The following is a 24,020-nucleotide window of genomic DNA, read 5'->3' on the forward strand; positions in this document are numbered from 1 at the left end:
GTTTAATAAGAAGAAGTGGCTTGACCGCCTTCCAAAATCTTAGCACCGGAGCTCGTTCCGATCCGGGTAGCGCCAGCCTCCATCATTTTCTTCATGTCGTCCAAGCTACGTACACCACCAGAAGCTTTTACGCCCAACTGTTCACCAACCGTTTTGCGCATCAACGCAACATCTTCTACCGTCGCACCACCCGTGGAAAATCCGGTCGACGTTTTTACGAAGTCTGCGCCCGCTTTCGCTGCCAGTTCACAAGCGCGCACTTTTTCCTCATCAGTCAAAAGACACGTCTCGATGATCACTTTCACCAACGCTTTGCCCGAGACAGCGTCAACTACCGCTTTGATATCTTGCATCACCCGGTTGTCATCCCCGTCTTTCAACGCGCCGATGTTAATCACCATGTCCACCTCAGAAGCCCCTTTGGCAACCGCGTCTTTGGCTTCAAACGCTTTGGTTTCCGAAGTGGTCGCTCCAAGTGGAAACCCGATGACAGTGCACACTTTTACCGGTGTGCCCGCAAGCTGTTCCGCAGCATAAGATACCCAAGTCGGATTAACACAGACCGATGCAAATTGGTATTTCTTAGCTTCATCGATCAATTTGGCAATTTCTGCTTGGGTCGCATCCGCTTTCAACAAGGTGTGGTCAATCATGCCGGCTAAATTCATCTGAATCTCTCCTTTATATGAGCGCATCCGGCTAAGCGCAGGCGGCAAAAAAACAGTGCTCCGTTGGCAAATGTGTAGAATCTCTTTTGAAGCCGCTATCATATTTTAGTCGGAACGCTCTCATTCCAATTGATTTTTGTCTGATTTTATTAGCTGGTTTTTAAGTTCATGGCTATCATAGCACGTTTTGAACAAATGTGAAACACCTTATGAAATTTGGTTCACTTTACCTGTATACAAAAACTCATGGCACACACCATAAAAAACCTGCCGTAAGTCTACGACAGGTTTTGTGATCCCATATAGGTTTTTATCCATGCTCCAACAAGGCTTTGGCCGTGAACTGGTCTGTCACCAAGATATTGGCGTATCTACCGATCAGGGCAGCGTGAATCGCTTCAAACTTATTTTGTCCACCAGCCACCAAAATCGCTTTTTCTTTCTTGCGCAAATCAGAGAGATTGACTCCCACCGTGCGGTTGTCCATTTCCTCAATGCAGATCTTTCCTTCTGCATCAAAAAACCGCGAACAGATATCTCCGGCACCGATCTGCTGCAACAATTCCTGTTCCTCTTTACTAAAATAATCGAGACGGAACAACAGCGCATCCTCCTTGACCGTACCAACCGTGAACACAGCAATGTTGGCTTGTCTGCCCAGCTCGATGATCCGCTGGATGTGCCGGTCTTTTTCCACCAATTGCTTTAACTCAATGCTATCAAAAATGACGGGCAACGGAAGATACCGGGCCACCGTGTGAAACGCCTCAGCGAACAGATATACCGTCTCCGCGGCATACGTATTGATGTGGGAGTGACTAACTCCCCCTTTTAGCTGGACAACCTCTACTCCTTTAACCGGCTTCGGTTGCAGATTGCGTGCGACGGAGTACATCGTCGTTCCCCATGTCACCCCGATAATGTCCCCATCTTGCACCGTTTCATGAAGATACTCTGCCGCCTTGCGGCTGATGTGCTTCTGGATCTCCTTGTACTCATTCACCGGCGAATAGCTGATGAACACCTCGTCCAACTTGTACTTTTTCTTCAGGTCCTTTCCCAGGGAAGCCAAATCCTCCAGCGGATCAACAATATCGATACGCACATAACCCCGGGCTTTCGCGTACTGAAGCAACCGGGAAACCGTCGGACGGGAGACCCCCAGTCTGGCCGCAATTTCCTGCTGGCTGTAATCAGACAAATAATAGAGTCTCGCCGCCTCGATGCTTAGCCGTTGTTTTTCACGATCCATCAGCTCACCCCCTCCTGCGACTTGATCTGTCTCTATCCTGTTCCCCACAATCCGGTGCCACCGGCTATACGTACAAAATCGGCCACGCACCCCAGCTTGCTGTCACTTGCCAATCACAGTTTACCACGATTGCCATCCATTGATGAAGCCACGCCGCTGTGTGTTAACAGCTAGTGGATACCACATCTGCTCATCATCCACTCTCAAGGAGATCCCTTTGTCCAGGAAACAAAAAACCATCACGTCTCCCTGATATTTTCTGTTGAACAAGCATATTCTCACCGCCCAGTCATATAGTGAAACCAAGACCTCATCGAATTCTGCAACTGCGAAAGGATGATCCACTTGGAACGTTCACACAGGCACCACCCCAATCCTTTTGTCAACCAAGAGCGAACATGGTATCCCTATGTCAGCCCGTTTGACCCTTGCCCGCCCCTGTGCAAAAAAACATATGTTGTGCCACCCAACCTATTTCTCGGCTTTCAGCCACCCGACCTGCCGCAATTCCCCCCCAACGAAGCCTTAAAACGGGGCACATTGTGGCCGATTTTCTACAGTCCTTACCGTAAAAAATCCAAACGCCATAAAGGTGATCAATGATGGACCGCAAACAACAATTTGAACAGCTAAAACAGTTGCAAGAAATCGATTTCGTCTTAGTTGAGCTCAATCTTTATCTCGACACCCACCCAGGCGACATGAACGCCTTGCAACAGTTCAATTGGTATGCGCAAGAGAGGGCCAAACTGGCGGCCGCCTACGAGCAGCAATACGGTCCCCTGACCAATTTCGGTCACAGTCTTAACCAATATCCGTGCGGCTGGGATGAAAGTCCTTGGCCTTGGGAAATTTAGAGGTGTGAAACGATGTGGATTTATGAAAAGAAACTACAATACCCGGTCAGAGTGGGCAAATGCAACCCCACCTTGGCCAAATACCTTATCGAACAATACGGCGGAGCCGACGGTGAACTCGCCGCGGCCTTGCGTTACCTGAATCAACGGTACACCCTACCCGCCAAAGTCAAAGGCCTCCTCACCGACATCGGCACGGAGGAGCTTGCCCATTTGGAAATGATCGCCACCATGGTTTACAAATCAATTGTCGCATCATGGAGATTTCACTCGAAAAAGCAAAGCATGCGCTTGTTGGCCTTGCCATATGTGGTTATAAAAAAAAGCCAGAGGTTTTACCCTCTAGCTTTTTTTGGTATATCCCATATGCGATAGATATTACTTGTTGGCGTTGGCTTTATTCCCCTTCAATACGTATCTTTTTCCCGTCATCCCTTACTTTATAAATCCCCTCTCGCAGATACAACCGGTATAAACGACTCTCCTCATCATAGGCCGCGGCATGTTCCCACGCTTCTTCTACCGAGCGCCCATTTACCAACTGATGGAAAAAATGCATAAGGAACAATGCGGTCGTTTCCCCGGTCACATCCTCATCCGCCGCAATGTACGCCTGAATTTCTCCTTTCATAAACGCTACGCCAGCTTCTTTCACGCCAGCCGAACAAGCCGTATTAATCACTACCGTACCTGGCAGGCGAATCGCCTCAGCAATGGTCGAAGGATACATGACCCCGTTCTGTAGGCTAGACACATCAATCTCATCGATATATTCGCCAAAAATCAATCCCCCTTGGTCACCGTGAGCGCTGATGACCAAAAACGGAGGCGCCTCTTCTTCCTGACCGATCACTTGCAAAAAGTCGTTCGGCGTACCGATCGTATGCAAAAGCGTGACGATGTTCAGCTGTTCAAGCAATGTGCGGATAAAATTGGCTTCCGAACCATCATCGATGGCGGCGATGGCCACGGGAAGCTTTTTAGCGTAAAAGCGGGTATCCACAGGGTTCCACATAACCATGCTCTCCTTTAAGCCGTCTGCCATCATTATTTACATGTTGGCTCAGGCAACTGATCAAACGCCTTCTGGTTAATGCCAGCAAGATCCATGATTTTTCGCAACTCAGCTACAAATGCGTTGAAATAATCTTCTTGGTTCTCACCCGCGGCATATTTACTCAAGAAATAATCCTTGGATAGTGAAGGGTACAAACCGCGTAAATCATCCACTAGGACTTTTTTGATGTCTGCTTTGGTGGTGGAGACATCCATACTGCATTCGTTGACGAGCGTTTGCAAGGTGACTTGCAACGCCTGGTCGTCATAGGATGGATGGGATAACAAATATTTCAAATCATAAAGATCTTTGAACCGCGGTCTCACAATCGTTTGATGTAGCTTCCAAGCGACCTGGATAGAGAGCGGCACAGAATACGGAACAATAAAAGAGTCACCGAAGACGGGACGATACTCCAACGGAACGGGCTCTAAGTCCATCTCTAAGTTAAACGAGATATCCAGGTACAACTCATGATACTCATCCGGCTCATCGGTGAACACATAAGTGAGATCGGTATTGATCGTCGGAAAGTCATCCGCCATGGCATAATCTATGTATCTCCAAAACGCATTCTCCCGAAAGCTGGTGAACTTAATTCCGTCGTTCAAATCCATTTCCGTCACTTGAATCATCCAGTTGGTAAATGTTTCATTCGCATGGTTGGTATCTTTAATTTTGCCCAGATACAAAAAGTCGATATCTTCTACATATCGAATGCCTGGATCCTCCAAGTATTGCCTCGTCAACAGGCTGCCTTTCAACACAAATGGCTCGTTCACCAACGCAATTCTTCGCAACAGCGCCTCTAACACAACTAGTTCTCTATCATCATAATCCATCTTTTTTATATCTTCTCGTTTAATCACAGCTATTCCCCCATTTCATGAAAGCCATCCACTATCTAACTCTTCTCTGCTGTCATAGATGCATAATTCATATTGCTCTTTTAACAACGAAATCTCATTCGCTTGCAAAATAGCATGGATCTTCTTGACTCTATCATAAAATATTTCTTTACTTTCGTATTCTCTGACAGTGATAAATCTCACTTTGCCATTGGCATTTAAAGAGTTCCGGGAAACGTGTCCCCCCAACCCCTCACATAAACGCTTCACCATCGCAACATCCTCCACTTCCACCTTGCCATGCCACTCAAAATAAGGCTTGGTGTGTTTGGTCAGCGGTTGGTGAAAATACGTTTCTTCATTGGGAGATGTCTCCACTTTTGTTCTCATGACGGTAAACCCGTGCTCTTGAAACACGTTTGCGATGCGGTCAATTTCTTTTTTTGCTTCATGGAAATCAGCGCGCTTAATCACGCCCGTACACATCGGTTGATTGATGTAATTTCCTTTATCCAGGACAATCATGAGCGGTTTCACCTGTTCCGATTTGCATAACTCTACAAAGGCATCTTTTTCAGCAAGTGTTAAATCATTCACGGTGATGTGAAATTCAAATTCCATGCTCCCACTCCTAAGCCTTTCTGTCATTCAGCAAGCAATATTGTGCACAACTCACTAAATGTTCGTTTATCATTTCATTCTAGCATTCTTTTTCATATATTGAAATAAATCCTGATACCATGCCGTCTTTTACTGTCAATGAAATGCTAATGATCAAGCAGTTCTCTGACAAATAAAGCCAAAAATAGAGAAATAAAAAATAAGCTGGGTATACTGATTAAAGAAACGACATTGCCAGCTTGCATACTTAGTTAATATGTGTTTATAAAAAATCAAAAAAATATAAATAGAAGAAAAATAAAACGAGTGCTAATAAATTTTCAAGTTAAATATCCCTTTCAAAAAATTACCTTCTCCTCACCATAAAACAACCAACCATTTGAAAACCGCTTCTTTCCTGAAAGGCGGCGCGGGCAATCATCATATTCGTTGTCGCTCTCGCTTCACTGCCCGCTTTCCACCTCCGTTCATCATTCATCTATCCTGTATGAGCATTTTCCACATGAAAAATATCCATAATCCACAATCAGGACCCAAACAGGTGCGCTTGTTGGGCGACATCCTCAATCGTATAGCTGTTTAACACAGATTGAAATTGCTCTTCCGCTTTTGCGAGAATCATGGAAATCATTTTTTCCGTACCGGTTTTCGGAACCGACCAATAGGGGGTTGTTTGTCCCTTGCCAGGAGCACGGTACACGTCGCCCACAGTGATATCTGAAGCTTTCTTGGACAAAGCGTATCCACCGTACCGCCCGCTGACTGTCGTCACTAATTGGGCCTTGGACAACGAAGCCAAGATCTTCCTGATGTATGTAGTATCCACGCCCAAGGCTTCCGCAATGACGTGGCTTTTCATAAGCGAATCTGATTTGGATAGCAGCACCAACGCGCGAAGGGACACATGAAACCAGCTCGGGCCCAGATCACCAGATTGAATAAGTAACTGCAACTTATCCACCTCTATGTCAGTTGATGATCGTTTAGGGCATGCCTGGCAGTTACGCCAAGTGGCAAAAGCAATACTTAGACAAGCCCTAATTACATTCACTATATCACATCAGGAAAAAGTCTTGACAACTTTCCCCCGGTAATTGATAATTCAACTGTGACAAATGTAGTCACAATTTAAAAATTAGGGCCATGTCCATGGAGGATGATTCATATGGATTTTGAAAGCAGAGTCTTGCCCGAACTGAGACCCGTTTTAGCGCTTCTCCCGCAAATGAAGTTACCTGAGGACCTCCAAAAGATGCGTAACGCCCCTATTCCCGAATATGAAAAGTCCCCTCATGTGATTACGACTACACGCATGATCGCCGGGCCGGTTGGCGAGATAATGGTGAAGGTATACGAACCAGCAAACCGGCCAGACACCCCTTTGCCTGGGTTATTGTACATTCACGGTGGCGGTTATGTTCTCGGTCATCCGGATCGAGATGATATCAACTGCGAAATTACAGTTTTGGAAGTCAATTGTGTCGTTGTGTCCGTCGATTATCGTCTCGCTCCAGAACATCCTTATCCTGCGGCAATTGAGGATTGTTATGCCGCTTTGAAATGGATGGCAGACTCTGCAGCGGAATTGAACATAGATAAGAAACGCATTGCTGTTGGCGGAGGGAGCGCAGGAGGCGGATTGACTGCCGCTGTTACACTGATGGCCCGTGATAAAGGGGGCCCTGCGATTTGTTTCCAAATGCCGTTATATCCCATGATTGACAACCGCAACACCTCTCCTTCCAGCCGGGAAATCACATCACCCAAAGCTGTCTGGAACCGTGACCACAACATCGCCGCCTGGAAAATGTATTTGGGCGAACATGCTTCAGGCGAAGTTTCTCCTTATGCCGCACCGATCCATGCCGATAATTTCAAAGGACTTCCACCCACTTATACCTGTGTAGGACAATTAGATCCCTTCCGTGATGAAACCATCGAATATGTTTCCCGACTCGTTGAAGCTGGTGTTGATGTAGAATTCCATTTATATCCAGGTTGTTTCCACGGTTTTGAAGTATTTGCACCGGAAGCAGAGGTTAGCAAACGAGCCGGAATGGAATATATGAACGCGTTAAAAAGAGCATTGCATCCCGCTCCAGCTTCCGAATGATTGGAACAGCGAAACAGATGAATACGAACAGGCTACCTCTCATATGGGGTAGCCTGTCTTTGTGCATGCGAAATCTTGGATCTATCGTTTTACCATTTGGGCTTCTCCACCGCCCAGCATATTTATTACTAGCCGGCTTCTTTTTTCAGGTTTGATTGCAAAATGGAAACCACCAAGCTTCTTACGTCACTCCAGCGTTGCTCATTCTCTTCATCTGAAATGTTGGGCGGAATTATCACGATTTTGGTCTTGCCAATCTGCTTCTCAATCATCGCGCATCACTCCCCCACAATCACATGGATAGAATAGCTTTTCCGCTTGGCAAAAGCGCTTAGTTCAATTTATTTTTCAGCAACTTGTCCCATGCCATCAAGTAAATGGTCACATAGCGTATAACATCTTAGCGATAAAGTGTCCAAACGCAGAATAGAAATGGCATAGAAAGATCTGGCAAGCTAACTCATCAGTCGTGGGAAATTCTCCAGAGAAAGGCAAGGAGTGAAGCGGATGGAGCGGGTGTGCATCTATCTGAGGAAGTCCCGCGCCGACCAAGAAGCTGAGGAGCGCGGAGAAGGTGAAACACTGTCCAAACACCGGAAAGTGCTGTTCGATGTGGCTCGGGAAAGAAACCTCCATGTAGTCAAAGTCAGGGAGGAAATCGCTTCAGGAGAAAGCATACAACACCGCCCCGAGATGGTGGCTCTTTTGCAAGAAGTAGAATCTGGTCACTACGATGCCGTCTTGGTCATGGACATTGACCGCCTGGGGCGGGGCAACATGCAAGATCAAGGTATCATATTGGAAACATTTAAACAGGCAAAAACAGCCATTATTACCCCAAGAAAAACATACAACTTAGATGATGAATTTGATGAAGAGTATTCGGAGTTTGAAGCGTTCATGGCCCGAAAAGAGTTCAAAATCATCAAACGGCGCCTGCACCAAGGGCGTATCCGCTCCGTCAAGGATGGCAATTACATCGGGGCTCGCGCGCCCTATGGTTACAATAAAACAAAAGTAGGCAAAGACCATACCTTAACGATCAACGAAGAACAGGCGGCTATAGTGAGGATGATCTTTGACTGGTATATCCACGACGGGTTGGGCTCACTCAAGATTGCCAAAAAATTAAACGACATGGGTGTACCCTCGGCAAACGGAAAGGATTGGACGAATAATGTTGTCCTGCAAATCTTGCGCAATCCAGTCTATATCGGTAAAATCCGCTGGAGACACATTGAACGAAAAAAATCCAAAGAACCGGGAAAAAACGTGACCGCAAAACGGAGAAACGAAGAGGAAGCCATCATTGTCGACGGCAAACACCCCCCGCTCATTCCTGAAGACGTCTTTTTCAGAGCTGAGGCCATTCGCAAAAACAAAATTCATCCCCATTGGAAACTTGGCACAGCCTTGAAAAACCCTTTGGCCGGACTCATCATCTGCGGCAAGTGCAGGTCCGCTATGGTGATGAAATACGGGAGAACCAAAAATCGGCACCAATACCTGGCCTGTGATCGCAATGGAGCCGGCTGTACAAATAAAAGCAGTCGCCTGGACTTGGTCGAAAAACATATATTAAATCAGCTTCGCCAATGGCTAACCCATTGCAAAATGACTATCGAACCTTCGGAGATCACAGACGCGGAAAAGGGAAAAAAAGTGGAAACTTACTTGTTGCTCGAAAAAAACCTGCGCCAAGAAATCTCCCACTTACAAACACAGCAAGAAAAACTTCATGACCTGTTGGAAAGAGGCATCTATGATGAAACCACGTTTCTAAAACGGTCACAAAGCATTACCAACCGTCTGCAAGCAGCAGAGGCCGCGCTAAAACAAGTCGAAGCGGACATAAGGCAGGAGCAAAGTGCATCGGCATGCCTCCAACCTAAGGTCAGCGAAATCCAACACGTACTGGATGTCTACCCTGCCGCGAAAACGTACCAACAAAATCAATTGCTCAAGCTGATTCTAGACAAATGTGTTTATCTCAAAGAGAAACATCAGAAAAATGATGAATTCGAGCTACAGTTGTATCCGCGGCTAAAATAATTGACCGCATATCCACTCCTTATCACCTTTTCATTGTTAAAAAGGGATTCTTTTAGTTATAAGAATCCCTTCATTCATGTTTCTCCCATTCTTTTGTTTAACACCCTAATGCCCCTGTACTTTCCACCAAAAAAGAGGAACATTTGTTTGTTTAGCCGAATTAACATAAGAATTCTACACCAACCATAGAAAGGTGATTCTCATTGACATTTAAACACGGCGATTCCGTCAATCAACCCTTCTTTGTGAAAGCTGTGCAAGTGCGTACTTATAAAAACTCTGAACAACGGAAGTATGTAGAGCTAGTTATGTTTGCGCAATCCGGTGAAAGCTTTCCCGGGCGAATTTGGGATTGGCAGGAAAAAATCAAAATGTATGAGCGTGAGATTCAGCAAGGCGATGTTATTCACATCACAGGGGAAGCCAGCGAATATCAAAAACAAATACAAATCCGCGTCGATCACCTTGAATGGCGGGACGAAGACAAAGCCACCTGGGTCGACCAATTATTGCCGCGTCCCAAACAATCAGCCGACCGCCTCAAGCAACGGTTGCATGGTATGGTTAGCTCCATGGAGCACCCCATTTTGCGAGCGCTCGCTGAAGCTGTTCTCTCTGATCGTGAAATCTCTGAGCGCTTATATTCCTACCCTGCCGCGAAAACGAATCATCACGCAACCCTTCACGGGTTACTACATCACATTGTCTCCATGATGGAATGCGCCAATAAAGTGCAGCAGCAATATCCTTTCTTAAATCGGGATCTTCTCCTGGCCGGTGTCTTGTACCATGATCTGGGAAAAATCGGCGAATTGACCCATCTCCGCGATGGTGGGGATTATACGCTGGAGGGAAAACTGCACGGCCATATCCATTTTTCCGCCACACTGTTACAACGATTCGGGCAACAGCAAGGCGTGATAAAAACGGAAGCGTTCAAGTTGCTCCAACACATGGTTTTGTCCCACCATGGAAAGTTGGAATGGGGATCACCGGTGACGCCGAAAATTCCAGAAGCGGTGGTTCTGCATATGATTGACAAGCTGGATGCGATGATGTTCTGCATATTTAGTGAAATGCAATCGCTCCAGTCCGGGGAATGGGTGAAACGGACAAAATCCCTTGAGAATGACATGTTAAAACATTCACTGCTCAATGAAACAGAAGATTATTTCAGTTAAGTAACCATTTTCCGTCTCCATGATGCGATAGCATATAAATTAACCAAAGACGCCACCCCTGAGCAACTTAAGGAAGCCGGACTGGGCGAACATTTTGTCGATCATGACTCTGCTCTCTTCTATCACAATGCGGCGGGGGTTCCGTTTACCGCCACCTATATCCAAGCCAAGGGCGACCCGATCGCCGATTTGTATGAAGACATTGCCGCTGAGGAAAAAGCACGCGCCACTTACCAATGGCTGATCGACATTTCTGATGATCCGGACATTAATGATGCGCTGAAATTCCTGCGCGAACGGGAAGTGGTTCACTCGCAACGCTTTCGAGAAGCAGTGGAGTTGCTCAAGGAGTATCGGGACCAGAAGAAGTTTTTTTAGGCTAATCTGTGTGGGTTGCGGCAAAACGGAAAAAGCCTGGGACTGCCTGCGGTCACAAGGCGGTAAGCGCAGGCGTCTCCAGGCTTTTTTTATTTTTGGCTAACGGATCAGCATGGATTTTTTCTGTCCAAAACTGCCTTCCAGTTACGCAATAAGGTCTGGTCCAAACGCGACCAGCGTCCACACCATGGTGATGATGAAACAGAGGACAAGCCCTGCCAAAACCGGAGTGAATCGAATCCGGATCGCGGCGTTCTCCGTTTTCAACCCCGTCGTCGCCTGAATCTCCGCATCCATCCACTTACTCAGGAGCCTCCCTTGGTGTTGAACAAATAAAAAGGATAAGAAACATTGATCCAACAAAGCACGCAACCTCCACCAGTGCGACATCAAGCAACTTGGCACATAAGTAACTGCATAACCATTCTGTCGCTATGGTGGCGAGCAGGGAAATAACATATTTTACGTTCGTATACTCCCTCCTTGCGCAAAGATGGCTGACGATGCGCCACCGTCATATCGAACTTTTGTTGAAACAAATGCCCCTCCCTTTCGTCGAAAGAACATCACTTACGCTCCTATTCAACTGATGATAAAAAAATCCTTTATTCATCAACTTTATGAACCAATATGAAACACGAATCATAGCTAGGGGCGCTTTGACCTTGTTTCCCATTGACTGGAAAGGTGTAACCCTTAGGTTCATTTTTATTGTTTGATTCGCTTGTGTCTAGGCTACAATGAAAAGGAGGTGATCCTATGTGCGGCCGTTTTTCCTTGTCCGCTGAACTTGACCAATTGGAAAAGCAATTTGAGATGATGTTGATCGATGAGGTGAGTCCCCGCTACAATATCGCTCCCACCCAACCCATTCTGTCGGTGGTGCTGGAAGAGGGAGCCCGGGTGGGGCGACACATGCGCTAGGGTCTCGTTCCTGGTTGGGCCAAAGATGTGAAAATCGGCTACAAAATGATCAACGCCAGAGCCGAAACCCTTGACGAGAAGCCGACATTCAAAGGTCTGCTGAAAAGACGCCGTTGCTTGATCTTGGCCGATGGCTTTTATGAATGGAAGAAAACCGGGAAAGAAAAACAACCGTACCGCTTTCAGATGGCTGACGGCAAGCCGTTTGCCTTTGCCGGGCTGTGGGATCATTGGAGCCATGAAGACCAAACCCTCGTTTCTTGTACCATTATCACCACCGCGCCCAATGCCATCGCCAAAGAAGTGCACGACCGCATGCCGGCCATCCTTCGAACCGAAGATTATGAAACTTGGTTGCACCCAGACATGGAGGATTTGGCACTTCTAAAATCCTTGCTGCAACCCTATCCCGCAGATGAAATGAAGGCTTTCCCCGTATCCACACGGGTCAATTCACCAAAAAACGATGACCCCTCCATCTTGTTGCCACTTGCCCATTGAGGCTACTTTTTGACATAAAAAAGACAAGGCGTTAACGTCGCCTTGTCTTTTTCCATACACATTCCCAAGTAACGCTTTATTGGGTCAGTGGGGTACTCCCCACTTTCTGGATGCGCCCTTCCGGCTTATACGTAAACGGTTTGGGAAGCGTTTTGACGAATGCTACGGTTGCCTCCAAGTCTTCCAGACCCACTTCCATATCGGTGGCGCGAGCCGCAATGCCGTATTTCTCATTGCCATACATGTAGTTATTGACCACTACCGTGTACTCTTTGGTTTTGTCAATCCGGCTACCATCTGGCAAGATGATGTCCACTACCCGTTTGGTATTGGCATCCCAAGTGTATTTGAAACCTGCGATATGAAAATCGAGACCACTGTCGCTAATCTGATTGTTTAAAATCTCTTCCAGATCTGCTCCACTCAACTTGACTTTATTCAACACATTGCCAAATGGTTGAACCGCAAACAGTTCGCCAAAAGTGACATCCCCGGCATCTAACGGAGACCGAACACCGCCGCCATTCATCAGGGCAAAATCAGCGTCCATTGCCGCTTTCATGCCGTCTGCGATCAAATTGCCCAACCCGAGATCACCAATCGCCGCCGTGCTCGGATAGCCTTTGGGCAGATCCGTTGCGGAGACACCAACCACTTCCGCTTTGATCGGAGCGATCAGATCTTCATACTTTTTAATGATGGAGGCCACAGTGGCGTCCGGTGTGTAATCTTTTTGGTATACGGTGACGATTTCGGCTTTCTTGTTGACGATTTCTCCCGTGGCGGGGTCAATTTCCAAATCCACATCTGAAAATGCGGAACCATAAGAATACGCTTGCACGATCAGTTTGTTATCCACCACTTGGTTGACACGTACATGGTTGTGGGCAGCAAAAATCACATCTACTTCATCATCCACTTGCTCAGCGATCTCTGATGCGTCAAAAGCGTCAGCTTTGCCACCTTGCACCGCGGGGTTGTGTGCAAGCACAACAATCGCTTTAATCCCTTGTTTTTTCAATTCGCCTACATATTTGTTGATGGCTTCTACCTCACTGCGGATCTCCAGGGTTTCATTCCCTTTTTTGACGATCATGTGTGGCGTCTCCTGGGTTACCACGCCGATGAAACCGATTTTTTGGCCACCCACTTCTTTGATCGTGTATGGTTCGGTGATCAACTCCCCTGTCGACGTATCATACGCATTGGCGGCAACAATCGGGAAGTTCATGCCATCGTAGCCTTTCGTCCCTTTGGGATGTTCGCCACCTTTAATCATCCGGCGCAACTCAGCAATTCCTTCATCAAACTCGTGATTCCCCAGTGTGCCCACGTCAAAACCCATCGCTTCCATCACTTCTACCGTCGGCTCATCTTGATACAATGCCGAGATAAGTGGGCTACCGCCGATCATGTCGCCAGCGTGAACCAACAGGGTGTTCTTGTTTTCAGCTTCACGCTGTTTCATGGCTGCCGCCGTGTATTCCATGCTACCAGCTAGAACCTCTTGCCCGTCCAGCTTCACTTTGGTGTCAGTGTCAAGTTGGCCATGCAAATCATTTAAGCCTAGCAACTGTACTTTCACTTTGTCTTCCGGTTGCGGCGCTTGTCCCAAATCGATGGAGAAAATGGCAAACCCTTTGTCATCGGTTTGGTTCGTCGGCTTGATATTGCTTCCCTCTTCAAGATAAGCTTCCGCACGTGGCGATGTGGTGAAAGTAACATGCGCTTCACCGGCGATCGGGGCAATCGACCAGTTGCCGTCGGCCGTGGGATTGATCTCTTTTTGCTCAGCGATATAGTCCATGAGAACTTGGCGGTTTTCTTCCGTGGAGTCCAACACCCATTCGCTTTCCTTGACGCCAGGGAAGTTGCCGCCTCCATTGGCGCGGTAATTGTTGGTGACCACGATAAATTCCTGTTCAGGATTGACTGGTTGACCGTTATAAGTCAAATTGACAATGCGGTTCGCTTTGGCGTTGATCAGGTTGCCATTCGTGTCATACTTCGCAGGTTGCGTGACATCAATCTGATAACGTACGCCGTCGATCACGTCAAAGTTGTACACTGCAAACGACGGATTTAACAGCGGCTGCTCTTCGGCCTTGCCGGGAATGATCTGATTAAATTTGCCTGCTGACATTTCCAGCCACTCTTTCACCGTGGAACCGGTGACTTTGATCGCTTTCAATGTGTTGTCGTACAAATACAAATCCCCGGCGCTACGAATCGTAAGATCACCTTTTTTAATCTCGGTATATTCATCTGGTCCGTTGCGCCCGGCTTTGAATGGCGCGCCGACAGACAAAATGGGCAAATCTTTATATTCAGGTTTCGACGTGGCGATCAATTTCTCCACATACCACTTCTGCGCGTTGGTCACCACTTGGATCGAAGGGTCGTCCTGAACCAGCGAAAAGTAACTGTGAATGTCGCCGGTGGTTTTGCCGATGGGGGTATTCACGTAAGCAACGGTTGCTTCATGATCTTTTTTGATGGCTTTGACCACATCTCGATCAGGCTGAACCGTGCTGACGGTTTTGTTTTTTCCGGTGGCTGGGTCCTTGATATCTTTCCATATCTCGCGTGTAAATGACTGGGAAGTGACCACCCGCCATTTTCCTTTTTCCTTGGTCAAGACGAGGTCGATGATGCCCAGAGAGCCTCCGCCGTAGCCAGCTTGCACCGCCGGAACCCCGTTAATGGTGCCTCGTTGGTTGTTAACGCCGGGTAACGGCTTCTTGTCGGGGCCGAGGAACAGTTCATCAAGCGCGGCCTCACTTTTCGCTGGAAACACCTTGTGCGTGTGAGAGAACGTGATGGCGTCGATGCCGGGCACTTCGCTCAAGGAATAAATCACATTTTCCGTATTGTTCTTGTTGCCGCTAAAGCCGGAATGGGCCATGGCCACAACCAAATCGGCCCCTTTTTTTCTCATTTCAGGCACGAATTTTTTGGCTGTTTGCACCACATCTTTGGCGATGACTTTCCCTTCCAGGTTCGTTTTGTCCCATTCATTGATTTGTGGCGGAACAAAGCCGATGAAGCCAATTTTCAGCATATGGGTTTTGCCCCGCTCATCGACCACTTTCTTTTTCATGATTTGATACGGTTTAAACCGGTTCTTGTCATTCTTGGGATTCTTGTCATGATCATCTACATACACATTGGCGTTCACATAAGGGAATTTGGCGTCGTTATAAGCTTCCTCAAGGAAATCCAGTCCATAGTTGAACTCATGGTTGCCCAATGTCGCGATATCATAACCCATGAGGTTCATAGCCTTGAAGACGGGATGCACTTCTCCTTTTTTCAAAGGCTTGATTTTCGCTTTGTACGTTCCAAGCGGCGTTCCTTGGATCAAATCCCCATTGTCGACGAGTACGGTATTTTTCACTTCTTTGCGCGCTTCTTTCACCAGCGTCGCCGTTTTGGCCAAACCCACTTTCTCATAATCTGCGTTTTTGTAATAGTCGTAGTTCAAGAGATTGGTATGCACATCTGTTGTTTCCATGATGCGCAACTTCAGCAGATGGTGTTTGTCAAATTTGGCAGCCTCTGCTTTATTTGAAATCAAAGGTGCCGCAATGAGGCTCAAGGCGATTGAAGCAGATAAAACCTTTCTGGCATGGCTGGACATTCGCATTTTCATCCATCATTCACCCTTTTAACAATTTGCAGACTTTGACATGCTATATTAAAAACTCGCAATAAATAGTATAGCAAATAAACGATACCAATTAATATGAATATAAATTAATACACAAACAAAAAATATTCTCTTAAAATTCCCTTTTTTTAACACAAAGTGGTGTTTTGTCCATTTGCGCTGACGGCATTCTCGTTCTCAAACCTGAAAAATACTGGTTCCGCACATAACAAAAGGTTGGCTCCCACTCGGAAAGCCAACCTTTTGCGTTGTCTATCTATTACATTAATCCCAATTTTGTTTTCAGTTCCCGCCGTTTTTGTTTCAACTGTTTCAACTCTTCATATAAGTCGTATTGCGCCAAAAATTCATGGCGCTCTTTTGCCAGAAGATACTCCTGCTTCACGGAAAAGAGACGCTCCTCCAGTGCTTTCAATTGTTCAACCATCGCAAGCACCTCGATTCATTCTTTTTAATAATAGTTTTTCAGGAACTAAAGCTTACTTACCCCAATTGCAAACAAGCTAAACCACATTTTTTGACACATTCTCAAACAATTTCGCCTAAATGAGAGAAAAAACTGAATACGGGGCGAAAGCACGACAAAAAACTGGAAAAAACCCACTATATTCACATTGACCCACGTCGAATCTCTGTTAAAATAGTAATCTGGCAAACTAGCGATTATATGAAAGGAGTTATTGGCTCGTGTCCGTAAACCCTCAATATATGCCTTCTTTTCTGGAAGAATTTCGCACAATGAAACTGGAAATGATGATTCGCGATCTTCACAAATTGAGCCATGAGGAGCTTATCCGAATCAAAAAGGAAATTGATGAACTCCTTCATTCTGAAAAAGAGTAGGATGAACCGTATGACTCAACCGACAGAAAAATTGTTAATTCAAACCTACAAACATATTAATGAGTCGCGTAATCTATTGGAGCAGCTGATTAATCAGTTGGGACAACAGCAACAATTCGTCCATCACCTCCCTGAAGATATTCAACATCTTATTCAGATCGCCCTCGAATTATCACCTGAGCAGCGCAAAACCCTGAGACTCTTCATCGAATCCCTCAAACACGACTAAACACCCCTACCTTCAACAATGAAAGTAGGGGTGCTTGTCATGTACCAAACCGCCTCTGAAATATGTCCCGCGACAAAACAGAAGACCGGAACATCTTATACATTTTTGCCGCATCGACAGCCACAAACAAGCCCGTGCCCGGCGTAATCATCTCTCCATTGATGCGGATATAATCATGGCGCGCTAACAGTCGTAACGTGGCCGGCCACGCATTCTCGCCATCAGGCCCAAGCGCGTCGCCAAACAAGTTGATCAGCTGGCTGACATGGATGGAATAAGTTCTCTTTTGTTGGCGCAAATCCGGGTCCAGTTGTGGATAAATCAATAAACCCCATAAAATAACAAGGGCCGCCCTTTTTGATGGTTCCCACAACCGATGGGGATACATTTCTTCCTGTTCAGACTGGACAGGTCGCGAACGCAAATATGCGCTCATCTCATTCACTGACAACGGTTTCACGAAAATCTCCCCTTTCCGCAGTGAACAAAACCAAAAAAAACCAATTTATAGCGCCTAATATGGGTTATGGTCAAAAGTCCGCCATTATATACCTGTCCATTTAAACATCTGCTGTATATATAATTTCATGTTCATTTACTTAAATTTTCTTACCAAACAATATGCCGAACCTCCCGTTTTACTGTAAAATACCAGAGTATGAAAAGTTTTTACGATGGGTGCTAGAAAAGATTATGTCTTTTCTGTTATATTTATAAGTAAAGATTTCGACGATAATTATCGACAAAAGGGGGCGAACCCAATGATTTTTGATACAAAAAAAGGTAAATATACTGACGAGGAAAATCAAATTATCATTGAAACGATGAATCAAGGATTAAAAGAAGGAAAACGGGAGCGTGAGATTTTAAAAGAATTGTCACAACAATTAAAACGAGGCTATGCGGGCATCATGTCCCATGTTCGAAAGCTGAGATCGGAATATCCCGACCGCTTCCACGCATATGATGACCAGGGAGATGGAAACCGTTTGAACAGCTGGAGTGAAGAAGAAGAGGAACTCGTGATCAAGACCGTGAATCAATTTTTGGAGGAAGGAAAACCGTTGTCCCAAGCCATTGCCGAACTGGAAAGCCAGCTCTCCCGCACCCAGGGTGCCATCTATCAACGCATTTACACGCTCAGACGGAAGCATCCAGACAAATTTACTCATCTCCCCGAAAGACGACCGCGACGCCGGCGGAAAATACATGATTGGGAACCGCAACATGCCTCGATTCCTTCACTTGATGAGTACAGCGCACGCAATCAATCAGGCTTTGACCATTTCTCGTCGACTGCAGAGCAACAGCTAGCCACCGCTATCGACCACCTTCATACATACAACAAATCCCTATTCAAACCCATTTCGTTTAACAACAAAGATCAAGCAGCTGCTTTGACCAATGAGGAAGAAATGGTAATCAAAGCCTTCACGGAACGTTATGGACACCTCAATCCCGAATCGCGTAACAAAATGATCGATCTGATGCGTACATACGGCAGCACCCGCGTCTCCATCGCCATTTTCACCCTTGCAGAAGACAAAGCCTTTCCTGTTTATATTCTGGAATTCTTGGAGCGGCGGTTACGCAATCATAAGTTTTTGTGAAATGGTAAACGAACTCAACAAAAAAGCACGAACCTATTACGGTCCGTGCTCTTTTAAATCGGCTCTTTCAATCTGACTGGGATGCTTGCGTTGATAATAGTGGTTCTCTCTTTTGCCTGTGGGATCACTTCAACATGCCCCACCACATCATACCCGAACTCATCGCACAACTCGATCAGGCGCGTGCGAAACATCTTGATTTTTTTCTCGTCAATATCTGAACGTTGAAAGCTCAGTACCAGTGACAACCGGTCATCCGCCGTCACTGCGGTCGGCTCGTCTTTATCACGACCGAACATGTTTAAAAAAGCCACAATGCTCACCCCAATGGCCTACTCAAGCAATACTGAATAGACGTTTGATTTTTGTGATCAGGTTGGTTTCCTCTAATTCCAAAAAAGGCACATCTTCACCAGCAATTCTGCGTGCGATATTGGAAAAAGCTTTGCCGGCCATCGATTTGGCATCCAAAATCACCGGTTCTCCTGTATTGGACGAACGGATGATCCGTTTGTCTTCCGGCACCACCCCGAGCAAGCTGATCGCCAGATGGCTTTGCACACGCTCAACACTCAACATGTCCCCATCTCGCACCATGCCGGGTTGAACCCGGTTGACCACCAAATCAATATGTTTGACATTGGCCGCTTCCAACAATCCAATGACTCGGTCTGAATCACGTACCGACGGGATCTCGGGGTTCACTACGAGGATGGCACGATCTGCAGGGGCTATGGCATTACGAAACCCACCCTCGATTCCGGCAGGAGAATCAATCAAGATGTAATCAAATTCCTTACGCAGTTCATCTACGACTGCCGTAAGCTGATCGGGTGAGACCTCTTCTTTGTATCTTGTCTGGGCTGCCGGCAACAGGGCCAGCTCCGGAAACTCTTTGTGTCTGACCAGTGATTGGCGCAATTGGCACACACCTTCGATAACATCAACCAAGTCATACACAATCCGGTTTTCCAATCCCAGCATTAAATCCAACTTGCGGAGTCCGATATCGGTATCCACCAGGCACACTTTGTAGCCAAGCTGGGCAAGGCCTAGACCAAGCGAGGCGACTGTCGTCGATTTCCCCACTCCGCCCTTGCCACTTGTCACGGTGATAGCCATTGACCTGTGGTTCATTCCGCGATTACCCCTTTCCTAACCCTCTTATGTATCTGAAGCGCCACTCGTTTTTCACATTGGCTGTTTCCCGCGTTTTTCTACAAGATTCAACATTATTGTAGCAAACCCGCAGAAATAAAAAAAGTAAGAAATCAGCCCCAAACCCTTGCAGGTTCGCTTGCCGACTCCTTACCCATCGGACTTTCACGCCGCAACCGAGCAACCGGTTGTCAACGGGTATGTTTATAAGCTTCTAGTTCACTCGACAATAAGCGCCAAACAAGGAGGACGGCTGTCATATCGTCCACATACCCCACCGCCGGCAACACGTCCAGAACAACATCCGTCGGTATGATGAAGTACAGAAGCGCCGCCCCGATCAACCCTTTTTTAGCTGCGTGTACTTCTGGATCCCGAAAATATTGATACATGATCTTCAATTTGTCGATGATGGCGTCGATCCCGCCGACTCGTTCCACTTTGTGGTTAAACTCATTCACAATGGTTTGCGAGCCTTCTTTGGTCATGGCCCGACGTTTAAATGCCATCAGCTTGCTCCAAATGCGTTGTCGATCTGGATGTTCAGCCAACGAGAGCCCCTCCTCAAACATGATCGTGCGGATGAAACGGCGAATGCAGATTCATCTCAATAAAACCGCTTGTGACAATGCGAACAACTGGTCGCTTCGCTCTCTACCTGATGCGCGCAGAAAGGACAAAGATATAACACAGCCACGCGGGTTCCACCCATATCGATAGAGGCCGGCGCGTCTTGGTGCTCCTCAGCTTGTGGGAGCGCTTCAACGGTGGCCAGATCATCTGCTCTCTCCTCTACCAGCGTCGGAGTGACTTCTTCCGCGTGATCGGCCTGTTGGTTAGACCGCTTCAACACTTCCAATTCCTGTTGCAAGGCATGCAACTGTTCATATTGATCACGCACCGTTTTTAAGAGCTGATTGATCGCTTCCGACTCAGACAGATCCTGATTTTGTTCCCACGTTTGATAAACTTCCCGGCCCAAATTGGCGATGAGCCGATCGATATCATCTTTTTTTCCTTTTATCCGCAATGTCAAACGGCTGATTTCCAACATCTGTTGAGACATTTGACCCGCCGTTTCTACCCCTTTTTCCAGTTTCTGTTTCAATTCTTGTAAAAAACTCATCCTATCGCTCCTTAAGTGCACCTTGCTGGTATTAATATTAACCAGTCGTTCTTCCTTGCACAAGAATGATTTCGAGCAGAATCGTTTCCTGTCACGCAAAAAATGCCGCGTCCTCTCATCTCCCCGGGAGCGCACCGGAGAAACGCGGTTCCGTTCATCATATACCCCTTCTGGCGACATTTCTATCCGATTAGACGAGATTTCACCATTTTATCCAAAATGCGTTCACAGATCGTCAAGCGGAGCTTTTCATCGTCGCCATCGACTCCTTGCCTGCGCCTTTCAATCCTGCTTTCAGCCATAAGGCTGCCACCAAGAGAATGACTGACGTAATCAAGAAGATGCCGCGAATCCCGATAAGACCAGACAGCACCCCATACGTGGCTGGCCCCAGCATATTTCCAATGCAGTTGGCACTTGTCAGATAGCCGAAGACTGTACTCTCCTTACCAGCCGGCGCAAACTTTCGAATTAGCGTGCTTACCGAAGGCATCAATCCTCCTAAGCAAAGCCCCAATAAAAATCGGCAAATCAACAGTTGCCAGACAGAATGGACAAACACATGCGGAATAAAAAACAATGCAGTGGCAATCAAACAACCGAACAAAACTTTCTCCGAACCGTATCGGTCTCCCAATTTGCCCAAAATCGGAGCAAAGATCATGTTTGAAAAACTGGTAATAGAAATGACCAGCCCTGCAAAAAAAGCGACATACCCTCCCGGTACGCCCAGTTCCGTCACAAACAACGACATTTGGGGTCCCGGACCCAACGTCGCGAACTGCAATAAGATGGCCACGGTAAACATAATCACCAATGGGCGTTGGTGCAAAATCATAGACCCTTCCGCCCAAAAGCTCGCCCGCTTCTCCTCTTTGACTGGGACAAATTCCTCTTTCACCGCAAACAATACGATGAAGCTGGCCGTCATCAGGCAAGCGGAGGTCCAGAAAAAGATTTCGCTATATCCGATAACCTCAGCCATCATTCCCCCAACAAATGGTCCCATAATCGACCCCGCCACAGCTCCTGACGACAACATCCCTAAAGCGTAACCAACCCGTTCTTTCGGGGTATTGGTAGCGACAAGGGAAATCGAAGCGGGAATAAACCCGGAGATGGTACCGTTCAACAAACGAAGAATCAACAATTGCCACGGCGATGTGGCTAGGCCAGTCAAAAAAATGACGATCGCCATGCCGAAACCTGACCGCAAAATCATGATTTTCCTGCCATGCCGGTCTGCCAGGCGACCCCAGATGGGTGCCACGATAAACGCCGACAGAAAATTGGCACCGAATATAATCCCGGCCCAAAAGTTGATGTCCGACGGTTTGGTGCCCATCTCTTTCAAATACAACGGCAAAAACGGGATGACCATGGACATGGCCCCCAACACGAGAAACTGGGAAAACATCAAGATATATAAATTTCTTTTCCACTGCTCCATTCGCTATCCTCTCCTTACGTTCATTTTAAATTTCGTGTACAGAAACATCAAACCGGATCTGTTTTCCCTGCACGTGATAAAAGGCCGTCATGCCGTGTATCGGCTCGGGAATATAAACAGATGGCACTTTGTTGCATCCTTGCGCCGCGAAAAACCATGTCCATGCAACCGACATTCCGTTATAAACACAAAAAACCTGCCACACGATCGTGGCAGGAGCGAACTCATGCTTGTTGTGTTCTCTTGTTTTTGGCAAAATCAAACGATATATTCGTGCGTTGCGATCTTTCAACTCGTTGCACATAGGGCAAACGCTCAATCCGGTGAATCACCTGATCAGCGGTTTTGCCGTCCACATACAGGTAAACGTATTTTAACCGTTTAGAAATGTAATGGATATTTCCCATGCGTCCCAACGAACGGGCTGCCTTGATGTCTTTAACCCACACAGCCAGACCTAACCGTTCCACAATATCCATATGTGATTATCTCCTTTGCCAATACCATATGTCCGGAGGGCGCTGCCATCTTGTCAATACACGGTACGATTTGTAACAAATCTGTCTAATCTCATGGTACCATTGGAGCCGGCCAGATTCAACGGAAACCATTACACCGTTTTCCGATTGCTCCAGTACTGTTCCATCCACACACGACTTTGTTAAAATGAATGCATATCCCATCTGTGGAGTGAGAGTTGATGATTCATCCTGTGGATCTGTTTGTCGATCATTTGATGCACTTGGACTCCCTGCCGTTTGAACGGCTGGAGCACAAGACTTTTGCCGGGGCCTCTTTTTTCTATATTCAAGTGGAAGGCCAATCTGACCAAAAACATGTGGAATCGTTCATAGAAAAAGAAGCAGCCCGCTTCACTGACGGAACTGCTTGGCAAGCGTCTCTTTCGTTTGTACGCCATTCAGAGCGGCGGGGATTGATCTACCGGTTTCAGCTGTCCGTTCCCAATGAGAAAAGCTTTTGTTGCGGAAACCAGTGTCCCCACTGCATCCTATACAGAAACCTTTAAGCCCCTCCGCCGCATGGTCGGCGTCCCGATTTGACGACTGGATTGGGATCGTTAGAAGGCACCTTGATCGTATCCGACACCGCTTGGGCGATCAACGTTGAAACATCGTGCAACAGCGTATCCAACTCTTCCTCAGCCTTCAGAAAGGCTTGAATGGTGGGGTGGGCTTGCAACTTCTCTTGAAAACGCAAAGCTTCTTCCTTCGCTTCATGGTAATTGGGATGAAAAATGCCAAACCGCTTCGCTTCCTCATACCGTTCTTTCACCCGCTGAAAATCTTTAATGATCTGTTGCGCTTCCTGATCTTCTTGCAACCGCCGTTTGCACTCCAAATATCTTTCCACTTCTTCTGAGTCATTTATCTTATCGGCCAATTTGTATGCGCCAAGGAGTATTTCTGCCATATCTAACGTTTCCATTTTAACTTTCCTCCCTCTCCCCATTCTACCTTAACA

26 protein-coding genes and 3 pseudogenes are annotated in these 24,020 nt (G+C 46.8%); 11 read left to right on the forward strand and 18 right to left on the reverse strand.

Going from position 1 to position 24,020, the window contains the following annotated elements; genetic code table 11:
- Positions 1 to 2: 2 nt before the first annotated feature.
- On the reverse strand, positions 3 to 668 hold the full coding sequence (gene deoC / locus NYR52_RS12645) for a deoxyribose-phosphate aldolase (protein ID WP_259435766.1): 666 nt from the start codon (positions 666 to 668) through the stop codon (positions 3 to 5).
- Between the two features lie 310 nt (positions 669 to 978).
- Positions 979 to 1,920 (reverse strand): DNA-binding transcriptional repressor DeoR, encoded by a 942-nt coding sequence (gene deoR / locus NYR52_RS12650; RefSeq protein ID WP_132222737.1) that lies wholly within the window; start codon positions 1,918 to 1,920, stop codon positions 979 to 981.
- 345 nt (positions 1,921 to 2,265) lie between these two features.
- Here deoR and NYR52_RS12655 point away from each other — a divergent pair, with 345 nt between their 5' ends.
- The 3 genes and pseudogenes from NYR52_RS12655 to NYR52_RS12665 form a co-directional block, all read left to right on the forward strand.
- Complete coding sequence (locus tag NYR52_RS12655) at positions 2,266 to 2,523, forward strand: spore coat associated protein CotJA (RefSeq protein WP_022736797.1); 258 nt, start codon at positions 2,266 to 2,268, stop codon at positions 2,521 to 2,523.
- The gene (locus NYR52_RS12660) at positions 2,520 to 2,777 is read left to right on the forward strand and encodes a spore coat protein CotJB (protein ID WP_029071875.1); all 258 of its coding nucleotides are present in this window, start codon (positions 2,520 to 2,522) and stop codon (positions 2,775 to 2,777) included. The genes NYR52_RS12655 and NYR52_RS12660 overlap by 4 nt, the downstream gene beginning before the upstream one ends.
- Before the next feature lie 12 nt (positions 2,778 to 2,789).
- Positions 2,790 to 3,020 (forward strand): annotated as a pseudogene (locus tag NYR52_RS12665) (manganese catalase family protein); the annotation flags it as partial.
- Positions 3,021 to 3,174: 154 nt separating this feature from the next.
- Here the strand turns inward: NYR52_RS12665 and NYR52_RS12670 are convergent.
- The 4 genes from NYR52_RS12670 to NYR52_RS12685 all read right to left on the reverse strand — a co-directional run bounded on the left by NYR52_RS12670 (position 3,175) and on the right by NYR52_RS12685 (position 6,255).
- Positions 3,175 to 3,792 (reverse strand): CHAT domain-containing protein, encoded by a 618-nt coding sequence (locus NYR52_RS12670; protein ID WP_022736800.1) that lies wholly within the window; start codon positions 3,790 to 3,792, stop codon positions 3,175 to 3,177.
- 32 nt (positions 3,793 to 3,824) lie between these two features.
- A complete protein-coding gene (locus tag NYR52_RS12675; RefSeq protein ID WP_022736801.1) occupies positions 3,825 to 4,703 on the reverse strand; it encodes a nucleotidyl transferase AbiEii/AbiGii toxin family protein in 879 nt (292 codons plus the stop codon).
- A 15-nt stretch (positions 4,704 to 4,718) separates the two neighbouring features.
- Entirely contained in the window at positions 4,719 to 5,303 is a 585-nt protein-coding gene (locus tag NYR52_RS12680; RefSeq protein ID WP_022736802.1) for a hypothetical protein, read from the reverse strand.
- Positions 5,304 to 5,829: 526 nt separating this feature from the next.
- The gene (locus NYR52_RS12685) at positions 5,830 to 6,255 is read right to left on the reverse strand and encodes an RrF2 family transcriptional regulator (RefSeq protein ID WP_158283370.1); all 426 of its coding nucleotides are present in this window, start codon (positions 6,253 to 6,255) and stop codon (positions 5,830 to 5,832) included.
- 213 nt (positions 6,256 to 6,468) lie between these two features.
- Here NYR52_RS12685 and NYR52_RS12690 point away from each other — a divergent pair, with 213 nt between their 5' ends.
- Positions 6,469 to 7,416 carry an alpha/beta hydrolase gene (locus NYR52_RS12690; protein WP_259435767.1) on the forward strand — a complete coding sequence of 316 codons (948 nt, stop codon included), beginning with the start codon at positions 6,469 to 6,471 and terminating at the stop codon, positions 7,414 to 7,416.
- 128 nt (positions 7,417 to 7,544) lie between these two features.
- Here the strand turns inward: NYR52_RS12690 and NYR52_RS12695 are convergent, their stop codons facing one another.
- Positions 7,545 to 7,688: a hypothetical protein gene (locus NYR52_RS12695; RefSeq protein WP_022736805.1), complete on the reverse strand. Its 144-nt coding sequence runs from the start codon at positions 7,686 to 7,688 to the stop codon at positions 7,545 to 7,547.
- 235 nt (positions 7,689 to 7,923) lie between these two features.
- Here NYR52_RS12695 and NYR52_RS12700 point away from each other — a divergent pair, with 235 nt between their 5' ends.
- From NYR52_RS12700 to NYR52_RS12710, 3 genes and pseudogenes are all read left to right on the forward strand, one after another.
- Positions 7,924 to 9,468, forward strand: a complete 1,545-nt coding sequence (locus NYR52_RS12700; protein ID WP_259435768.1) for a recombinase family protein — start codon at positions 7,924 to 7,926, stop codon at positions 9,466 to 9,468.
- A 203-nt stretch (positions 9,469 to 9,671) separates the two neighbouring features.
- Entirely contained in the window at positions 9,672 to 10,649 is a 978-nt protein-coding gene (locus NYR52_RS12705) for a 3'-5' exoribonuclease YhaM family protein (RefSeq protein ID WP_259435769.1), read from the forward strand.
- Positions 10,650 to 10,676: 27 nt separating this feature from the next.
- Positions 10,677 to 11,027: pseudogene (locus NYR52_RS12710) on the forward strand (manganese catalase family protein); the annotation flags it as partial.
- 52 nt (positions 11,028 to 11,079) lie between these two features.
- Here the strand turns inward: NYR52_RS12710 and NYR52_RS12715 are convergent.
- Entirely contained in the window at positions 11,080 to 11,328 is a 249-nt protein-coding gene (locus tag NYR52_RS12715) for a hypothetical protein (protein WP_259435770.1), read from the reverse strand.
- 458 nt (positions 11,329 to 11,786) lie between these two features.
- On the opposite strand from NYR52_RS12715, the pseudogene NYR52_RS12720 reads away from it, so the two are divergent.
- Positions 11,787 to 12,452, forward strand: a pseudogene (locus tag NYR52_RS12720) (SOS response-associated peptidase).
- 76 nt (positions 12,453 to 12,528) lie between these two features.
- Here the strand turns inward: NYR52_RS12720 and NYR52_RS12725 are convergent.
- Both NYR52_RS12725 and NYR52_RS12730 read right to left on the reverse strand, forming a co-directional pair.
- On the reverse strand, positions 12,529 to 16,104 hold the full coding sequence (locus NYR52_RS12725) for a bifunctional 2',3'-cyclic-nucleotide 2'-phosphodiesterase/3'-nucleotidase (protein ID WP_259435771.1): 3,576 nt from the start codon (positions 16,102 to 16,104) through the stop codon (positions 12,529 to 12,531).
- A 277-nt stretch (positions 16,105 to 16,381) separates the two neighbouring features.
- Positions 16,382 to 16,549 (reverse strand): hypothetical protein, encoded by a 168-nt coding sequence (locus NYR52_RS12730; RefSeq protein WP_022736812.1) that lies wholly within the window; start codon positions 16,547 to 16,549, stop codon positions 16,382 to 16,384.
- A 426-nt stretch (positions 16,550 to 16,975) separates the two neighbouring features.
- On the opposite strand from NYR52_RS12730, the gene NYR52_RS12735 reads away from it, so the two are divergent.
- A complete protein-coding gene (locus NYR52_RS12735) occupies positions 16,976 to 17,194 on the forward strand; it encodes a hypothetical protein (RefSeq protein WP_022736814.1) in 219 nt (72 codons plus the stop codon).
- A 37-nt stretch (positions 17,195 to 17,231) separates the two neighbouring features.
- On the opposite strand, the gene NYR52_RS12740 is transcribed toward NYR52_RS12735, so the two are convergent.
- Positions 17,232 to 17,654: a hypothetical protein gene (locus NYR52_RS12740; RefSeq protein WP_132222762.1), complete on the reverse strand. Its 423-nt coding sequence runs from the start codon at positions 17,652 to 17,654 to the stop codon at positions 17,232 to 17,234.
- A 301-nt stretch (positions 17,655 to 17,955) separates the two neighbouring features.
- Here NYR52_RS12740 and NYR52_RS12745 point away from each other — a divergent pair, with 301 nt between their 5' ends.
- A complete protein-coding gene (locus NYR52_RS12745; RefSeq protein ID WP_132222764.1) occupies positions 17,956 to 18,804 on the forward strand; it encodes a hypothetical protein in 849 nt (282 codons plus the stop codon).
- A 53-nt stretch (positions 18,805 to 18,857) separates the two neighbouring features.
- Here NYR52_RS12745 and NYR52_RS12750 read toward each other — a convergent pair whose 3' ends face one another.
- The 6 genes from NYR52_RS12750 to NYR52_RS12775 form a co-directional block, all read right to left on the reverse strand.
- Positions 18,858 to 19,118, reverse strand: a complete 261-nt coding sequence (locus NYR52_RS12750) for a cell division topological specificity factor MinE (RefSeq protein WP_054095945.1) — start codon at positions 19,116 to 19,118, stop codon at positions 18,858 to 18,860.
- A 22-nt stretch (positions 19,119 to 19,140) separates the two neighbouring features.
- Entirely contained in the window at positions 19,141 to 19,941 is an 801-nt protein-coding gene (gene minD / locus NYR52_RS12755; protein ID WP_022736818.1) for a septum site-determining protein MinD, read from the reverse strand.
- A 212-nt stretch (positions 19,942 to 20,153) separates the two neighbouring features.
- Positions 20,154 to 20,513, reverse strand: coding sequence for a YkvA family protein (locus NYR52_RS12760; protein ID WP_158283371.1), 360 nt, complete (start codon positions 20,511 to 20,513; stop codon positions 20,154 to 20,156).
- Between the two features lie 56 nt (positions 20,514 to 20,569).
- The gene (locus NYR52_RS12765) at positions 20,570 to 21,088 is read right to left on the reverse strand and encodes a hypothetical protein (RefSeq protein ID WP_022736820.1); all 519 of its coding nucleotides are present in this window, start codon (positions 21,086 to 21,088) and stop codon (positions 20,570 to 20,572) included.
- A gap of 235 nt (positions 21,089 to 21,323) precedes the next feature.
- Positions 21,324 to 22,538: an MFS transporter gene (locus NYR52_RS12770; protein ID WP_022736821.1), complete on the reverse strand. Its 1,215-nt coding sequence runs from the start codon at positions 22,536 to 22,538 to the stop codon at positions 21,324 to 21,326.
- Between the two features lie 224 nt (positions 22,539 to 22,762).
- The gene (locus NYR52_RS12775; RefSeq protein WP_022736822.1) at positions 22,763 to 23,017 is read right to left on the reverse strand and encodes a YlbG family protein; all 255 of its coding nucleotides are present in this window, start codon (positions 23,015 to 23,017) and stop codon (positions 22,763 to 22,765) included.
- A gap of 221 nt (positions 23,018 to 23,238) precedes the next feature.
- Here NYR52_RS12775 and NYR52_RS12780 point away from each other — a divergent pair, with 221 nt between their 5' ends.
- Positions 23,239 to 23,565: a hypothetical protein gene (locus NYR52_RS12780; protein ID WP_132222768.1), complete on the forward strand. Its 327-nt coding sequence runs from the start codon at positions 23,239 to 23,241 to the stop codon at positions 23,563 to 23,565.
- Here NYR52_RS12780 and NYR52_RS12785 read toward each other — a convergent pair.
- Entirely contained in the window at positions 23,562 to 23,984 is a 423-nt protein-coding gene (locus NYR52_RS12785) for a YlbF/YmcA family competence regulator (RefSeq protein ID WP_022736824.1), read from the reverse strand. The genes NYR52_RS12780 and NYR52_RS12785 overlap by 4 nt on opposite strands.
- Positions 23,985 to 24,020: the final 36 nt, after the last annotated feature.

The sequence above is a fragment of the Laceyella sacchari genome, from assembly GCF_024927925.1.
Lineage (GTDB): Bacteria > Bacillota > Bacilli > Thermoactinomycetales > Thermoactinomycetaceae > Laceyella > Laceyella sacchari.

What these genes read in the sequence shown, in the direction of transcription:
- deoC (WP_259435766.1), bottom strand. Translation starts at nt 668, where the DNA reads ATGAATTTAGCCGGCATGATTGACCACACCTTGTTGAAAGCGGATGCG.
- deoR (WP_132222737.1), bottom strand. Translation starts at nt 1,920, where the DNA reads ATGGATCGTGAAAAACAACGGCTAAGCATCGAGGCGGCGAGACTCTAT.
- NYR52_RS12660 (WP_029071875.1), top strand. Translation starts at nt 2,520, where the DNA reads ATGATGGACCGCAAACAACAATTTGAACAGCTAAAACAGTTGCAAGAA.
- NYR52_RS12670 (WP_022736800.1), bottom strand. Translation starts at nt 3,792, where the DNA reads ATGTGGAACCCTGTGGATACCCGCTTTTACGCTAAAAAGCTTCCCGTG.
- NYR52_RS12680 (WP_022736802.1), bottom strand. Translation starts at nt 5,303, where the DNA reads ATGGAATTTGAATTTCACATCACCGTGAATGATTTAACACTTGCTGAA.
- NYR52_RS12690 (WP_259435767.1), top strand. Translation starts at nt 6,469, where the DNA reads ATGGATTTTGAAAGCAGAGTCTTGCCCGAACTGAGACCCGTTTTAGCG.
- NYR52_RS12695 (WP_022736805.1), bottom strand. Translation starts at nt 7,688, where the DNA reads ATGATTGAGAAGCAGATTGGCAAGACCAAAATCGTGATAATTCCGCCC.
- NYR52_RS12700 (WP_259435768.1), top strand. Translation starts at nt 7,924, where the DNA reads ATGGAGCGGGTGTGCATCTATCTGAGGAAGTCCCGCGCCGACCAAGAA.
- NYR52_RS12725 (WP_259435771.1), bottom strand. Translation starts at nt 16,104, where the DNA reads ATGAAAATGCGAATGTCCAGCCATGCCAGAAAGGTTTTATCTGCTTCA.
- NYR52_RS12730 (WP_022736812.1), bottom strand. Translation starts at nt 16,549, where the DNA reads ATGGTTGAACAATTGAAAGCACTGGAGGAGCGTCTCTTTTCCGTGAAG.
- NYR52_RS12735 (WP_022736814.1), top strand. Translation starts at nt 16,976, where the DNA reads ATGACTCAACCGACAGAAAAATTGTTAATTCAAACCTACAAACATATT.
- NYR52_RS12745 (WP_132222764.1), top strand. Translation starts at nt 17,956, where the DNA reads ATGATTTTTGATACAAAAAAAGGTAAATATACTGACGAGGAAAATCAA.
- minD (WP_022736818.1), bottom strand. Translation starts at nt 19,941, where the DNA reads ATGAACCACAGGTCAATGGCTATCACCGTGACAAGTGGCAAGGGCGGA.
- NYR52_RS12765 (WP_022736820.1), bottom strand. Translation starts at nt 21,088, where the DNA reads ATGAGTTTTTTACAAGAATTGAAACAGAAACTGGAAAAAGGGGTAGAA.
- NYR52_RS12770 (WP_022736821.1), bottom strand. Translation starts at nt 22,538, where the DNA reads ATGGAGCAGTGGAAAAGAAATTTATATATCTTGATGTTTTCCCAGTTT.
- NYR52_RS12775 (WP_022736822.1), bottom strand. Translation starts at nt 23,017, where the DNA reads ATGGATATTGTGGAACGGTTAGGTCTGGCTGTGTGGGTTAAAGACATC.
- NYR52_RS12780 (WP_132222768.1), top strand. Translation starts at nt 23,239, where the DNA reads ATGATTCATCCTGTGGATCTGTTTGTCGATCATTTGATGCACTTGGAC.
- NYR52_RS12785 (WP_022736824.1), bottom strand. Translation starts at nt 23,984, where the DNA reads ATGGAAACGTTAGATATGGCAGAAATACTCCTTGGCGCATACAAATTG.